Annotated in this window: 15 protein-coding genes; 2 read left to right on the top strand and 13 right to left on the bottom strand. The window is 47.9% G+C overall.

Features of this window, described 5'->3' with window-relative positions; translation table 11 throughout:
* Positions 1-180 precede the first annotated feature (180 nt).
* Genes L1285_RS13580 through L1285_RS13555 form a run of 6 tightly spaced genes read right to left on the bottom strand, consistent with a single transcriptional unit; the run spans position 181 to position 6,847 of the window.
* The gene (locus tag L1285_RS13580) at positions 181-1,080 is read right to left on the bottom strand and encodes a sugar phosphate isomerase/epimerase family protein (protein WP_235412762.1); all 900 of its coding nucleotides are present in this window, start codon (positions 1,078-1,080) and stop codon (positions 181-183) included.
* A gap of 18 nt (positions 1,081-1,098) precedes the next feature.
* Positions 1,099-2,811: a GMC oxidoreductase gene (locus L1285_RS13575; protein WP_235412761.1), complete on the bottom strand. Its 1,713-nt coding sequence runs from the start codon at positions 2,809-2,811 to the stop codon at positions 1,099-1,101.
* A 9-nt stretch (positions 2,812-2,820) separates the two neighbouring features.
* Complete coding sequence (locus L1285_RS13570) at positions 2,821-3,429, bottom strand: gluconate 2-dehydrogenase subunit 3 family protein (protein ID WP_235412760.1); 609 nt, start codon at positions 3,427-3,429, stop codon at positions 2,821-2,823.
* Positions 3,419-4,624 (bottom strand): MFS transporter, encoded by a 1,206-nt coding sequence (locus L1285_RS13565; protein WP_235412759.1) that lies wholly within the window; start codon positions 4,622-4,624, stop codon positions 3,419-3,421. Before L1285_RS13565 ends, L1285_RS13570 begins: the two co-directional genes overlap by 11 nt.
* Positions 4,621-5,688, bottom strand: a complete 1,068-nt coding sequence (locus L1285_RS13560) for a sugar phosphate isomerase/epimerase family protein (protein WP_235412758.1) — start codon at positions 5,686-5,688, stop codon at positions 4,621-4,623. Before L1285_RS13560 ends, L1285_RS13565 begins: the two co-directional genes overlap by 4 nt.
* Positions 5,681-6,847 carry a Gfo/Idh/MocA family protein gene (locus L1285_RS13555; RefSeq protein ID WP_235412757.1) on the bottom strand — a complete coding sequence of 389 codons (1,167 nt, stop codon included), beginning with the start codon at positions 6,845-6,847 and terminating at the stop codon, positions 5,681-5,683. Before L1285_RS13555 ends, L1285_RS13560 begins: the two co-directional genes overlap by 8 nt.
* A 215-nt stretch (positions 6,848-7,062) precedes the next feature.
* Between L1285_RS13555 and L1285_RS13550 the strand changes: the two genes are divergently transcribed.
* Entirely contained in the window at positions 7,063-7,806 is a 744-nt protein-coding gene (locus L1285_RS13550) for an AraC family transcriptional regulator (protein WP_235412756.1), read from the top strand.
* A 7-nt stretch (positions 7,807-7,813) separates the two neighbouring features.
* On the opposite strand, the gene L1285_RS13545 is transcribed toward L1285_RS13550, so the two are convergent.
* A complete protein-coding gene (locus L1285_RS13545; RefSeq protein ID WP_235412755.1) occupies positions 7,814-8,353 on the bottom strand; it encodes a GNAT family N-acetyltransferase in 540 nt (179 codons plus the stop codon).
* 263 nt (positions 8,354-8,616) lie between these two features.
* Between L1285_RS13545 and L1285_RS13540 the strand changes: the two genes are divergently transcribed.
* The gene (locus tag L1285_RS13540) at positions 8,617-8,820 is read left to right on the top strand and encodes a hypothetical protein (RefSeq protein ID WP_046004397.1); all 204 of its coding nucleotides are present in this window, start codon (positions 8,617-8,619) and stop codon (positions 8,818-8,820) included.
* A 182-nt stretch (positions 8,821-9,002) separates the two neighbouring features.
* Here L1285_RS13540 and L1285_RS13535 read toward each other — a convergent pair whose 3' ends face one another.
* From L1285_RS13535 to bioB, 6 genes are all read right to left on the bottom strand, one after another.
* Positions 9,003-10,991 (bottom strand): methyl-accepting chemotaxis protein, encoded by a 1,989-nt coding sequence (locus L1285_RS13535; RefSeq protein ID WP_235412754.1) that lies wholly within the window; start codon positions 10,989-10,991, stop codon positions 9,003-9,005.
* 209 nt (positions 10,992-11,200) lie between these two features.
* Positions 11,201-11,446 carry a Rho-binding antiterminator gene (locus tag L1285_RS13530; protein ID WP_235412753.1) on the bottom strand — a complete coding sequence of 82 codons (246 nt, stop codon included), beginning with the start codon at positions 11,444-11,446 and terminating at the stop codon, positions 11,201-11,203.
* 99 nt (positions 11,447-11,545) lie between these two features.
* Entirely contained in the window at positions 11,546-12,241 is a 696-nt protein-coding gene (gene bioD / locus L1285_RS13525) for a dethiobiotin synthase (RefSeq protein WP_235412752.1), read from the bottom strand.
* Positions 12,238-12,993 carry a methyltransferase domain-containing protein gene (locus L1285_RS13520; protein ID WP_235412751.1) on the bottom strand — a complete coding sequence of 252 codons (756 nt, stop codon included), beginning with the start codon at positions 12,991-12,993 and terminating at the stop codon, positions 12,238-12,240. Before L1285_RS13520 ends, bioD begins: the two co-directional genes overlap by 4 nt.
* Positions 12,990-14,123, bottom strand: a complete 1,134-nt coding sequence (locus L1285_RS13515) for an aminotransferase class I/II-fold pyridoxal phosphate-dependent enzyme (protein ID WP_235412750.1) — start codon at positions 14,121-14,123, stop codon at positions 12,990-12,992. The genes L1285_RS13520 and L1285_RS13515 overlap by 4 nt, the downstream gene beginning before the upstream one ends.
* Positions 14,124-15,167 carry a biotin synthase BioB gene (bioB, locus tag L1285_RS13510; protein ID WP_046004389.1) on the bottom strand — a complete coding sequence of 348 codons (1,044 nt, stop codon included), beginning with the start codon at positions 15,165-15,167 and terminating at the stop codon, positions 14,124-14,126. It lies immediately after the preceding gene.
* Between the last annotated feature and the right edge of the window lie 89 nt (positions 15,168-15,256).

Below are 15,256 nucleotides of genomic sequence, written 5' to 3'. Positions count from 1 at the left end.
TTGTTGTATCCTTGTTGTTGATATGTAGTGCTATTAACAGCCCGCCCTGAGATTAACGGTACGGGCTGCTGAACTTTATTATTCTGGTGAAACTTTGGGTGCAATCACGCACCCGACTGCTATGCCATCTTCGTGGCATTAACAATGAAAAAGGTTTAATTTATGTCGTTGTACGCTTACCTAATTGGTCAGTTGGGTAATGATGTTATCCAATCCTTTTTTTGACACCTGAACCGCCTCTAGCTGAGTTAATCCGTCCGGGTATTCTTCCTGCTCCAGCACCAGCCACTGCGTACCGCCTTTTTTCACATTGGCGTAAATCACAGCTGGCCAATCAGTGATGTCCTGACCGATCAAAGGCTTCTTGTTGTAAGTTCCCGCTGGATATTTGGCTTTAAAATGCGTAGTAATGGTTCTGTTCGGATAACGATTAATATAGGCTACGGGATCCTTTCCAGAGTACTCGGCCCAACCCACATCCAGTTGCAACACAAAGTCTTCAGCTGTATTTGCAGCAATGTAATCCCAGTATGTGCTGTTTTTGTAAGGCACTAGCTCCCGATCATGATTGTGAAAACCAAAGCGCATACCTTTAGCACGCATTTTTGCTGAAACTTTGTTTAATTCAGTTACAAATGCTTCTATGGTCTCGGCCTGCTCCGCCCGTTTATCACTGGGTACTATCAACATAGGGCTGCCCAGCTGTTGATAAAAAGTCACTGTCTGTTCAAACTTTTCATCTGTTAATTCACGCATTTTTACGTGTGCCCCACTAACTTGCAGATCCAGGCTCTTCAAGTAACGTTTCAACCCCTGAGGATCGTCATGGTATGGGCCAAAGTCTCCGGCAAACTCAACCGCATCAAACCCCATTGCGGAGATTGCCTCTAAAGTACCCTTAAAGTCTTTTTTCAGCGTATGGTTGACCGACCATAGCTGCACACTGATCGCTGGGATCTGTGATCGTTCAAGTCGCAAAGCCCGTTGATTGTCTTCGCCGCGAGTGTCTGGTTGCCCGTTACATGCTGTTAGCAACCCAGCGCACACCAGTGTTGAGAGAAAGCGTTTAAAAAACGTCATAGTAAGTACCTTATTGTTTTAAATACGTCTGGCGGCGATTTCTTTCACCGCGTAGTTCACAGCTCTGACTGTTAATGCCATAAATGTCAGGCTGGGGTTTTGCACAGCGGATGAGCAAAAGCTCGATCCATCAGTAACAAATAAATTTGGAATATCATGACTCTGGTTGAAGCCGTTGAGTACAGAGTCTTTAGGATCCTTGCCCATTCTGACAGTACCCAGTTCGTGGATCCCTGAACCAGGCGGCTTGTTATGCAGGCCAGAAGTGACATTTTCCAGGCCTATCTTTTCCAACATTATCTGGCCCTGCTCGGCGGCATCGAGCATCATCAATCGTTCGTTTTCTGAGAAGCGACAGTTGATCTCAAGTTGCGGTATGCCCCATTTGTCTTTTTTAGATGCGTGCAATTGCACACAGTTTTCAAACCTGGGCAACATCTCCCCCTGTGCCCCCAGCCAGAACTGCCATTTTCCGGGCTTTTGTAGCAGTTGCTTAAACGCTACGCCGACACCATCCGTATGCTGTAGTCCCTTCCAGTCCTCTCGATAAGCACCGGCCGACATACCATATCCGCGTAAAAATGGTCTTTTCGGGTCTGGCTTGAAGTAGAAATTGGGGATGTACAACCCACCCGGACGCCTGCCGGAATAAAATGTCCCTTCAAAGCCTGGAATATCTGCTTTGGCCCAGGCGTTATAGTTATGATCCATCAGATAGTGGCCCAGCACACCAGAACGGTTTGCCAGGCCATTGGGGAAATCTTTGCTTCGAGAGTTCAATAGGATCTGCGTTGACCCCAACGTAGAAGCGCACAAAAACACCACTTTGCCAAAATATTCACGCTCGCTGAGATCATCATTGTCGATCACCCGGACGCCTTTAACGCGATTGCTGATGGCATCGTAGATCAGGCTGTGCACCACGCTATTTGGTGCTACCTGTAGGTTTCCGGTTTTAGCTGCATCTGGCAATGTTGAGCTTTGCGTTGAGAAATATGCACCGAATGAGCAGCCTTTTTGGCATTCATTACGCGCCTGGCACTGCCCCCTACCCTGAGCAAGATGATGTGCGCTGGGTTTAGTCAGGTGGGCTTGTCTGCCGTGGATCAACTTTCTACCAGGAAAAGCTGATTCAAGCTGTTGTTTTATATGCAATTCAGGCGCCGTCATATCAAACGGAGGTAAAAACTCACTGTCGGGAAGTTGTGGCAATGACTCTTTCTGTCCGCAAATACCCACATGACGTTCTACATAGGAATACCAGTGAGCCAGATCTTGGTATCGAATTGGCCAGTCATTGCCAAATCCATCCAATTTATTCGCATTAAAGTCAAAATCACTCCAGCGATATGAAAAACGGTGCCACAACAATGATTTACCACCCAGCTGATTGGCACGGATCCACCAAAAATCAGTGCCCTTGGTCGTCTCAAAAGGTAAATCTCTGTCATTACCAAAAAAGTGTTTGGTGCTGTCGTTGAAGGCGTAGCAATTTTTCTGAACTCGATACTGCTGCTCAACCTCAGCCAGAGACACTTTGCTGCGAAGCGATTGTTCCCATGGCGGTATGCCTTCGCCGACATAATCTTTACGATGCTCAACAACCCGCCCTCGCTCAATAAGCAGCGTTTTAAATCCTTTTTCACAGAATTCCTTTGCAGCCCATCCACCCGTTATCCCTGAGCCAATCACAATGGCATCATACTCTTGTTTTGATTCTTTGATGTACATCACAACTCCTCAGTAGTATGCCAAAGAGCCGAAGCCAGCTTGCCCGCGATAGGCTATCTGACCTTTGAATCCACCAGGATAAGCCTGATAGACAAGCTCGTGACTGGCACCGGTTTCTGACGTGTAGTAACCAAAACAAACCAATGCCTTAAGCTGTTTAAAGTCAGTACGCTGCTGCTCTGAGAAAGGCTCGGCTGCAGTTTCTAACCGGGTTAAATGAACAACCTGCCTCTCACTATCAAGCTCTGTGAATGGGTATCCATATATACGCAGGCTACTTGTTTCAATTACGCTCAGTATCGCCCGCATACGGGAATGTACATTCAGGTCGTAGCAGTGATACAACTGATGATCAATAAAACCATGAACGCCTATATCACCGGCGCCTGGCGTTTCAGTCCTCGGGATAATGGTATTGCATACTTTTTTCAGCATCATCAGCTGTTCTTTACTCAACACCTTGGTCTGATAGGGCTCACCGTCAGGCACAACCCGATAGTTCAACGCAGCTGCTAAAGCATTATCACCAATAAGCCCGTTACTTAAACCGGCCCCTAAACTGATGAGTACGCCCTGTAAAAAGCGCCTTCTTGATTGATTAGTGTGTTCAGCTGTCATGGCACACCTCTTTAAGAGTTTGTCGTCGGGCTTTATAAAAGCTGACCAACAAAAGCAGCCCAAATGCCACAACCAGACTAAGTGGGAAGTAACTCAGAACGACTAAGGTACTGGACGCATTTTGAGTACCCTCCTCCGGCCCTCGCTCAACTAACTGGCCAATTATCGGGTTCCAGATACTGACAGCAAACATACCAGCAGCCCCCATGACTCCCAGCCCAAGTGCTCCTGTTTCAGGTAACTTTTCAGACACAAATCCAAGCATAGTGGGCCAAAAATAGGTGACCCCCAAAGCGAAGATAATTGCCGCGTAATACACCTCAGAGCCCTGTGCAACAGACATAAAGCGGATCCCCATATATGCCGCTACAGAAGACATAAGCAACACACCCAGTGGGTTTAATTGTTTAATGACAGGCCCTGCAAAATAACGCCCGATTGCCATCACCCCGGTGATCAGCGCCAGAGTGAACATGGCAGACGCACCGGATTCTCGGAGTATGCGTTCAATCCATTGTTGGGTTAGCAGCTCGGTACTCGCCGTAAGTGTCATACACAACAGCATGAACAAAAAAAGAGGTGAAAACAGAGCCTTTAATACGCCATGCTGCGGATCCTCAGGTGCCTGTTCTTCGACAAGGTCGTCAGGCAGACGAATAAGCAATGCACCATATAACAAAGTTGGAACAAGCAGACAGGCAAACTGATACTGCCAGCCAAGACCGAAAGAGGTCATTGATATTGACAGTAGTGAGCCCAATACGATCCCGCCCGGGAACCAAACATGAAACCTGTTTAACATGGTGGTTTGTTTGGTGGGAAATAACTGGGTAACCAGTGGGTTACAACCTGCTTCAACAGCACCATTCGCCAGACCTATTAAAAAGGTTGCGAACATCAGGCTGTAGAACCCCGAAGCAAATATAGTGCACAATAAACCCAATATATGGCCAACAAATGCAATAATGAGTAATCGCCTGGCTCCCAGCACTTTGTATAGTGCACCACCGACAATTGTCGCCACAGGAAACCCGAAAAATGCCATTGCGTTGACCCAACCAAGCTGACTGTCGGTTAACTGAAGTACCTGATTAAGCTGCGACAACATGCCTGCACGGATAGCAAAAGTCATCGCGGTGACGGTGAGTGCAATGCACGATGCAATGAAAGCCCATTGTTTGATTTGCTTATTCATATCCCGCCTTCCTCCAGACCCAGCAGGCGCTTATTGGTCATTTCACAGCTGGCAACACCGACAAAGTCGTCGAAGGCTTTCGACGTTGGTTTGATGATCAGGTTTTTAATGATCTGTGCGCCCTGCAATGCGCCAATATAGGGATCTTTGATACAACACTCCCATTCCAGCACCGCCCAACCATCGAAATCATATTGCGTGAGTTTGCTGAAAATTGCGCTAAAATCGATTTGACCGTCACCCAGCGAGCGAAAACGCCCAGCTCTGTCTTTCCAGTCGAGATAGCCGCCATATACACCGGTACGTCCATTGGTTCGAAACTCAGCATCTTTCACATGAAATGCCTTAATCCGCTCATAGTACAAGTCGATAAACGCCAGATAATCCAGTTGCTGCAAATGAAGATGACTTGGATCATAGAGAATATTGGCTCTAGGATGGTGGTTCACGTGCCTAAGAAATACCTCAAAACTCGCTCCATCGTGCAAGTCCTCCGCCGGGTGCAATTCAAAACAAACATCAACACCAGCGATATCAAAGGCGTCCAGTATAGGCAACCAGCGTCGTGCCAGCTCTGCAAACCCTTGTTCAACCAACCCCTGAGGCCGCTGTGGCCAAGGGTAAACCATAGGCCAAAGTAATGCGCCGGAAAAAGTGGCATGCGCTTTAAGCCCAAGGTTTTTACTCGCCTGAGCTGCCAGCACAAGTTGCTCTGCTGCCCACAGCGAGATAGAATGCGGATCAGTGCCGAGGGACTTGGGATAAAACCCGCTAAACATCTCAATGTAACAAGGGGCGACCGCCACCAGTTGTCCCTGAATATGCGTAGAGAGCTCAGAAATCTCTAGGTTATAACTCGCCAGTAACGCCCGAATTTGCGAACAGTACGCCTCACTGTTGGCAGCCTGCTGTAGATCAAACAACGACGCTATGTGGGTAGGTATCTGAATCGCTTTATAGCCTAAACTTGAAGCCCACTGTGCTAGCCCTGCCAGAGAGTCATAGGGTGGAGTGCTGTCTATAAATTGCGCTAAAAATATTCCAGGCCCTTTAATTTCAGTCATGCAATTGTGCTCCCTGTACGGCATGCCACTTTTGTGATGATTCACTTGAACGAACTACACTGTCGATAAACAGCATTCCTCGGATCCCTTCGGTGATCCCCGGCACGTCCATCGCAGCATCATCTGCCGATTTACCCGCTTGTTGGGCACGGATCTGTGCTGCAAAATTTCGGTACACATTTGCAAACGCTTCTATATATCCTTCTGGGTGACCCGCTGGAAGGCGTGTATTTCTAATAGCCAGAGAGGAGTGATTGGCTACGCCACTTCTAATTATTTGCGTTGAGCTATCCGCAAAGCGGATGATCAGGTTGTTCGGGACTTGTTGCTGCCAGGTAAGGCTGGCTTTCTCACCGTAAACGGAAATTGATAAGTTATTTTCTTCGCCGGTAGCCACCTGACTGGCCAAGAGTACCCCCTTTATTGTCTCGCCAAACCTTAGTAATACCGTACCCTCATCATCCAGGACGCGGTGCTCATGGGCCGTACTTAGATCAGCACAAAGGTGGGTGATGGGTTGATCGCAGATGTATTCCGCCAGATTTGCGGCGTGAACACCAATATCACCCATACAGCAACTCAGTCCGGCCTGAACTGGATCAAGACGCCAGGAGGCTTGTTTCGACCCTTCGGCTTGCATGTCTCCGAGCCAGCCCTGCTGGTAACTGACAACTACTTTTCGGATCTGACCAAGCTCTCCTGTCAGCACCCTGTGCCGCGCTTCTTTAACCATGGGATACCCAGTGTAGGTATAGGTCAGCGCATATAATACATCACAAGAGGCCAATTGCCGGGCCAAAGTCAGGGCTTGCGCTAGCGAGGTTGTAGCGGGTTTATCTGAGATCACATGAAACCCGTATTTAATGGCTTCGCTGGCCATAGAAAAATGCAGGTGATTAGGCGTGACAATAGCCAGCAACTCCATTTTCTGCTCCGCGGGCAGTTGCGACTCCTGTTCAAGCATGTCGCTGAAACGTCCATAGCATCGTGATGACGCCAAACCCAACTGTTTGCCAAAACTGATAGATTGCTCTGGTGTACTGCTGAATACACCGCACACCAACTCTATTTGTCCATCAAGCTGTGCAGCCATTCGATGTACTGCACCAATAAACGCATCCGGACCGCCCCCGACCATTCCCATTTTCACTTTTTTCATTTACTTAATTCTGCTGTCTTATTTTTCTGATAACGCAACAATGGTAAATAGAAAGTGAATTTATGAGTTAGGTCAAAATCGGATAATAATGCAAGAAAATCGGCGACATTGTATTCAATCAACCACATAAAATATTAAAAACAATTAAATTAATGACTTATTTTTAGATATATTGTATACACGTAAGAAAATAAAAAAGAATAGGCTGCAAAGCAATGGATAACGATAAAAATCAGAGCGATGCGTTTTTTGACTCTGTTCACTTTTCTCAATTATTAGCCATGCTCGACATGCTCTCTGGTACGCTATTTTGGGTTAAAAATGCGAAAGGTGAAATTGTACACGGCAATGATGCGTTCCTTGCGCACATTGGAGTGTCGTCTTTGCATCAGATACGTGGTCAGACCGACCTTGCTTTTGCACCAGCTCACCTAGCCCACCAATATATGGTTGATGATAAAAAAGTAATGTTAGGTCAAATGGTTACAGAGCGGCTCGAAGTAAATCAAGCAGATGGTTCAGACGGTATTGCCTGGTATGTTACCTCTAAGCGCCCTTTGTATTCTGCAAGCGGCGAGATCATCGGAACTTATGGTATGTCAAAAAAGCTCCACGCACATACCTGTACTCAACCCGGGATGAAAGCACTGAAGGCGCCAGTAGAGTACATCAGAGCCAACTTTGCTCAGCCTCTTAAACTCACGGAGATCGCCGAGGCCAGTCACTTATCGGTCAGCGCACTGGAGAGAAGATTTAAAAAACACCTGAATACCACACCCAAAAAATTTCTGACCCAGGTTAGACTAGAACAGGCCAGAAAGTTACTAATAGAGACCAACGACTCAATAAGTGACATTGCATTTTCTGTGGGGTTTACCGATCACAGCTATTTTAGCCGACAGTTTCAGCTGTATTTCAGTGAACAACCCCGCGAGGTTAAAAAGCATTATCATCGATAGATGATAGTCACGAACTGACAAAGGCGGCATACTCATCAAAGTAACCTGCCTTTTCACTCAACGGACAAAACGCGAATATGGCAACAGCACCACCTTTGACTTGTCGGAACCCGCAATGCTTCAATAAACGCTGACATGCCAAATTATTGTGCTGAACCTTGCCCAATACGAGTGACACCTCACGGCCGGGCACCAGTATATCCAATGCATGCAAAGCCGCGCTGAGTGCCTCAGAGGCCAGGCCTTGGCGCCAAAACCGGGGCGCAAGCTCAATGCCCAGGTGAATGTGCTTTGTATTTATGTCGTAATCGTACAACCCGAGCGTACCTATGAGTTCTCCGTCGTATTGTATCGCGAAACGCCCGCCTCGCCCTTCGTAGAACTCTTCAAGATCAGCCTGCAACATCGCCCTGACTTCTGGCTGAGTAAGCTTATCGCCATAATCATTGTACAGGCTTACTAAGGGGTCGTTTAGCAGCGCCACCAGCGCAGTTACATCGCGGTAATTCACGGGCCTTAACAGCAATCTGGGGGTTTTAATTTGCATCAGGTTCCATCATCTAAAAGCTTATACCAATTTGCTTAATTAAGTGTTCTATTTTGAGGCGAGAAAATATGGTCGATAATCAGGCAAAAATTTTGTTATTTAGTTGTTCTAAATGAGAAATTTTTAACACCGTTAGCGTCATATTTGCTCCGTCAAATTGAGCAGGTATTTAGTGAAATTGGTATTATAATAAAGCGCTCTCTTTTTCGCGAAATTAGTATAAACTATCGGGCCTTAAGTAACAGCCGTCAGGAGTCGTTAAGATGAGCGAAGAATACATTGTCATTCCCCCCACCACCAAAGTCTGGTGCCCGGAAAAAGGCGAAGGCTGGACACTGACCGGGATCACCGGTATTGAAGAAAACACCTCGGTGATGTTCAGCGGCGTGCGCTACACCATCCCGGCAAAGACCATTGTCGAAGAACTGCTGCCAAATTATCAGGCGCGTGAAAAAGAACAAGCCTGATCCTGCACTTCTCCCAGGTAATGAGCCCAAGTAACTATCAATACCGGGCTCATTCCCTACTCTTTCGTTGTACTCTTGTAGTCTGGCCCGAGTCTTGTCTTCCCGCTTACCAGCGCCATAGTTTGTTTAACATACCTGCACTCACTCAACGTCCTGCGCAGTTTGAGTGTTGATGCTACGCGTTAGTCGATTTTAAAATTGTCCATAGTGCGTTGCAGTGTATCACTGTTTAATTTCATGTCATCAAAGAGATTTTGCAGCGCCTGAGAGGTTTTAAGCTCTTCGTTCGCCGCATCTAAGACCGCGGTGGTATTACTGGAAATATCCTGTGCAACCACAGATTGCTCCTGTGCCGCGGTGGCCACCGAGGTAGTCAGTTGCTCTACATGATTACTGTGATCGCTCACCTGCATTGAGACCTGACGGGTTTGTTCAACCTCACTCATAATGCTGCTGGCAAGATCGGTGTTTTCCTTGATGGCACTGACAACGTTACGGCTGATGTCATTGAGACTGAGCAGTAAGGTGGAGATCTGCTCCGACGAGCCTTTGCTGTTATTGGCAAGTCCTCTCACTTCGTCGGCGACCACGGCAAACCCCCGGCCATGCTCACCTGCCCTGGCCGCTTCAATGGCAGCATTCAGCGCCAGTAAGTTGGTCTGATCGGCCACACTGCGGATGGAGTCCAATATGGTGTTAATTTCTTCTACCTGCTTCTCCATATTCAACGCCATTTCATTTACCTGCTCCATGTTTTGCGACAGCACGTTCATGGCATCCAGGTTACGTTGATTGTCTTCCAGCAACTTTTTCGATTCGTCATTAAGCTGATCGCTGGCCGTTAGCGTATCTGAGGCAGCTTTGGCGATGTCTTCACTGGTTGCGGCCATTTGCTCTATTGCCGCCGCAATGTTGGTTGCCAGGCTCTGGGTGCGCTGGGCATCTTCGGTAACATGACTGGCCGCTTTTTCCATCTGATTACCCAGCTTAGTGCCCACATTAATAGACTTAGCTAGCCCCACCAGCAGGTCCTTAAAAGCATACACTGTGTTATGAATAGACTCAGAGATCTTACCCAGCTCATCACTGCTTTTTAATCTCACATCCAGGGTCAGGTCGCCATTATTGGCCACTTTGGTCAAAATGCCGGTCAACTCGTTCAGCTCGTCCCGCAATGACGTAAACAAATGGGTATTAATGACAGTGATAAATAGCATAGAGATCAAAAACAACACGAACAGCCAGATCATTTGCTCGATAAGATCGGCCTGATACGCTTCACTGATAATACGCGTGTGATCCCATTGCTTATCGAGCAAAGCTTTTACATCCTGAATTTGCCCGGTTGCCTGTGCAAACCACTGGCTGCTGTCTGGCAGTTGCGAAAAATCAATATTATCGGCTGTCGAGATCGTCGTAATAACCCTGTCCAGAGTTTGTGCGCGACTGTCTGACATGATCTGCTTATAGGTGTTCAGTGTGTCATCAGTCAGGGCGGTTTCTAGCTGCTCTTTGAGTAACGTCAGTTGCTGCTGAAAATAGGCAAGGTCACGCTTAGTGGCTTCATCAACAGATTGTCTGGCCAGTACGCCATTTACTTTACCCCGCAACTGCCCTTTGCGCTCTTTGCTCTGCGCCATGAGAAACGCGATAGACAAATTCGATGCCAACTCCCGATTAGTCACATAGGCCTGCATCCGCATTGCCGTGCTCAGTGCAAGCTGATTAACATGGCTGTAATAATTGAAGGCATGCTGACCCTGTTGCTGATCCACCTCGCGACGCAGCGCATCTTTTTCTCGCAGTAAGGTGAACAAGTTTGGCAACCACTGTTGCACCTTTTTATCTTCTTTAAATGCACCGCGATACAAGTCTTCCAGAGCAGCAACCGAGGCATCGGCCTTTATCCGCTGTGCGGCAACAGCCTGGCGGGTTTGTCCATTCGGATTACCCAAAAAGCCCGCTGTTAAACCGCGCTCAACGGCATGATGGTGCGCTACTTTTTCCATCGCATCCAGCAAACCGATATAAGCAATGTCCTTTTTTGTGGCCTCAATACCCTGCCAGTACTGAAAAACCACTTTGCTAAGCAGAATAAGAATGAAAATAAGTAAAGCGGTAGAGCTGATAATGGATAGTTGAATAATAGAAAAGCGCTTTAGCAGATTCATGATTTCTCCGGTGATCACTTAATGACGCCAATCTGATACACCATGACTGGCCATCCTTATTGATACTAAAGATAGTCAAAAATCTGCAAAATCAACAATAACTGTACTGCGACCTTAGTTGGGTGACCTTAGCGTGGCGAGGGCAACTCCCAGTGGCTGCCCGGCACGCTTATCAACCCGTAACGCCATTGGGTAGATTTTGAAGACAGTCAGCTAAATTGTTTTTCGCTAAAATGTGGATTGCGCACATTAATGGTCAACTTAGCGATCTGTTTCAGCTGCTGATGCCGGAGGGTGCCATCAACATTTAATTGTATACACTCATTCTTTTGCTCATCGCGGCATAAGTCCACAGCAACGCCCGTTAGCTCCTCGCCATTTCGCAGGCTCAGTGTAATCGGGTAGTGAAACATGCAGACAATTTCAAAGTAATCGTAATCACTGCAACTGATCATAGTGCTGGTTTCCAAAGTTATAATAGGAAGTGTAGCTCGTGTTAAGCCCGCAAACAGCACTTAACCCGGGCCAAGTTGAGTGCAGTCTGCGTAAACCAATTAAGCTTTGGCGCTGTGCTGAAGACCCAGTAAATCAAGCAATGCACTGTGGATCTGTAGTTTGGGTGTGCCCTCACTGTATGGTGCGACAGCAAGCAATGGTGCTTTTAACCGCTGTTTTAAGGTCTCCAGGTTGGCGTCGTATTCCTGCATTTCGGGGTCTACCTGATTGGCCACCCAGCCAACACAGTTTAGCCCGGCGGCGGCTATTGCCTGCTCGGTCAAAAATGCATGGTTCAGACAGCCAAGCTTCAAGCCCACCACCAGGATCACGGGCAATTCTTCTTGCTTTATCCAGTCATACAAAAACTGAGTATCGTTGATCGGCAATGCCCAGCCACCGGCGCCTTCCACCAGCGTATATTCAGCACCTAAGCTGCTTAGTTCTTGGTACTTTTCACTTAAGGCTTCACAGCTAATAGCCACACCTGCACGCTGGGCAGCAATATGTGGTGCAATGGGCGGCTCAAAGCAAAACGGATTGATCTGCTCGTATTTACCATGCACAGACGCCGCTTCCATCAGGCTTAGTGCATCTTCATTAACCAGCTGACCAAAGGCTTCTTCGGCACCTGCCGCCAATGGTTTAAAGCCCACCGCTTTTTTTCCCCGCTGGGCCAATAGTTTTAGCAGCAAAGAAGACACATGGGTCTTGCCCACTTCGGTGTCTGTGCCGGTGATAAAAAATGCACTCATAATTTAGTTAGCTCCAAAAAGGCAACCTGATAACTTAACTGGGCACGGCCATTGGTAAGTGGGTATCCTGCCAGTAATTTACGATATTGTGTCTTGCCCAGCAAGCCACGACGCTGGCCTTCATGCTGCAACTGGTTAGCACCTATGGCTTTCACAGATTTGAAAGCAGCCTGCGCAGTTGCAAAGGTTTCTTTAAGGCACATCAGCTGGGCATCATCGAGCACAAACCCGGCTTCTTCGGCATAGGCAAGCAGACTGTCGAAGGACGTAAACCGGTTAACATGACAGTGTGCATCAACATTCTGCCAGGCCTGCTGTATTTCGCACAGTGAACCGTCGGCAACAACACTCAGATAGGCTTTACCGCCGGGTTTTAATATTCGATTCAGCGCCTTAAATAAAGCCGGATGATCCTGACTCCATTGCATAGCAAAGTTGCTGAAAATGGCATCTACACAGTTATCTGCCAGCGGTAAATTGTCCATATCCGCACAAACTTTAAAAGCATCCTGAGGCCCCTGCTCTAACATGCCAGCACTGAGGTCCAGCGCCACCAGCTGAGCGCAGCGTGTACTTAGCGCTTCATGATGCTGCATGGGGCCGGCGCCCAGATCTAACATGGTTGTACTGGGTTGGGTGATTTTCCTGAGCAGGATCTCCGCCGCTTGTTGCTGGACATTGGCATGCTGTACATAAACCTGAGACGCGCGAGAAAAACGTGAAGCAACCTGCGCTTTAACAGACGCACTCATATCGCCTCCTTAAGTGCATTGAGTAACGCATCTATATCTTGTGTCGTATGCGCCGCAGTCAGCGTCACTCGCAATCGGGCTGCATTTTGTGGCACCGTGGGTGGGCGAATGGCAGTGAGCCAAATGCCCCGCTCTTTGAGCTGCTGTTGCGCCGCCAGAGCATTGTCTGCTGAGCCCAGCACAATAGGCTGAATGGCTGTGTCTGAAGGCATCACTGCAATGCCTAATTGCGCAGCGGATTGCGTAAAATAGGCAATGTTATCTTTTAATGCCGCTCTTTGTGACACTGCACCACGTAACTGAGCAAACTGGCTGACAGCAATGTCGGTCAGCATGGGCGACATGGCGGTGGAGTAAATGTATTCGCGGCTAAACTGGAGCAGATACTGCTGAACCCGTTCACTGCATAACACCGCAGCCCCCTGACAGGCCATGGCTTTGCCAAAGGTGATCACCAAAAGTTCTGGTTTTACGCCACGTTCAATACTGCCCAGCCCGTTGTCGCCTACCACACCCAGTGCGTGGGCGTCATCGACCATCAGCCAGGCGTTATGGGTTTTTGCAAGCTGAGCAATATCAGCTAAAGGCGCACAGTCGCCGTCCATAGAGAACACGCCTTCCGTCACAATCAGTTTATGTTTTGCTTTAGATTTTTCTAGCCGGGCACGCAAATGGCCCACATCGTTGTGGTTGAATCGGGTCAGCTTGGCCTGACTATGCAGCGCACCATCGAGCAAGCTGGCGTGGTTGAGTTTATCCTGAAACAGCTCTGACTCGCGCCCAATAGCAGGGTCGTTAAATAACGCCTGAAGCACACTGGTATTGGCAGCAAAACCGCTTGCAAAAAGTAATGCGCTTTCGTAACCAAAAACTTCACACAACTGTGATTCAAACGCTGCATGCACTGACTGAAACCCGGTCACCAGTGCCGAACTGCGACTACCGGGTTGGCCTGTCAGGTTCAGTGGCTGGTCCGCCAGAGCCAGATAATCGTTACTGGCAAAGTTGAGGTAACGCTTACCACCAACTTCAATTTCACGGGCAGAGACCTTATCAATGCACTGACGATGGCGCAACAAAGAGGCAGCAGCTCTGCTATTCAGAGCCGCATCGATGAACTCGAAGGCCATTTAGTTGGCTTCGTAGAACAGTTCAGAAGTGGCTTTGTCTGCAATGGCAGAATTCAGAGACGCTTCATAGGCTTCGTCTGAGTAATCCTGACGCTTCTCCGGTTGCATACCGAGTTTTCTTAGCAAATTCATGTCTGCATCGGCTTCCGGGTTTTCTGTGGTTAACAGCTTGTCACCGTAGAAAATCGAGTTTGCACCGGCAAAGAAGCACATCGACTGCATCTGCTCGTTCATGGCGGTACGGCCCGCAGACAAACGTACATAGCTATACGGCATCATAATACGCGCAACAGCAATGGTGCGAATAAACTCAAAATGGTCGAGATCTTCTACGTCTTCAAGTGGTGTGCCCGCTACTTTCACCAGCATGTTAATTGGCACACTTTCCGGTTGTTTTGGCAAATTAGCCAGTTGCATCAGCAGACCATAACGGTCAGAAGCTTGCTCACCCATACCAACAATACCACCGGAACAGACTTTCATACCCGCGTCACGTACATGATCAAGTGTATCCAGACGATCCTGATAAGTCCGCGTGGTAATGATCTGCTCATAGTACTCAGGCGATGTATCAAGATTGTGGTTGTAGTAATCTAAGCCCGCTTCTCTGAGTGCATGGGCTTTGTCATTATCAAGCTTGCCCAGCGTCATACAGGTCTCCAGGCCCAGCTCTCTGACTTCGCGCACCATTTTCTCGATATAAGGCATATCGCGGTCTTTCGGATCAGACCAGGCTGCCCCCATACAAAAACGTGTTGCGCCTTTTTCTTTGGCCACCTTGGCCTGGGCTACCACTTTTTCTACCTCCATCAGACGTTCACGCTCCAGGTCGGTTTTATAATGACCCGACTGAGGGCAGTATTTACAGTCTTCCGGACACGCACCGGTTTTTATAGATAAGAGTGTAGAGATCTGTACTTCATTGGGATTAAAGTTTTTTCTGTGGATGCTCGCAGCATGAAACAACAGATCATTGAATGGCATTTCAAATAGTGCTTTAACTTCTTTATGCGTCCAATCGTGACGTACTGTGCCCAATTCCATAATTATTCTCTTCTTTTGACTGACATTTTTTAGTCAGTTGTTATGACGGTGATTGGCTTAGTCTACTTCTTGCTTTACCATTGTCAACA

The organism is Pseudoalteromonas sp. DL2-H2.2, from assembly GCF_021532535.1.
GTDB lineage: Bacteria > Pseudomonadota > Gammaproteobacteria > Enterobacterales > Alteromonadaceae > Pseudoalteromonas > Pseudoalteromonas rubra_A.
This window is presented reverse-complemented; position numbering and strand designations above follow the sequence as displayed.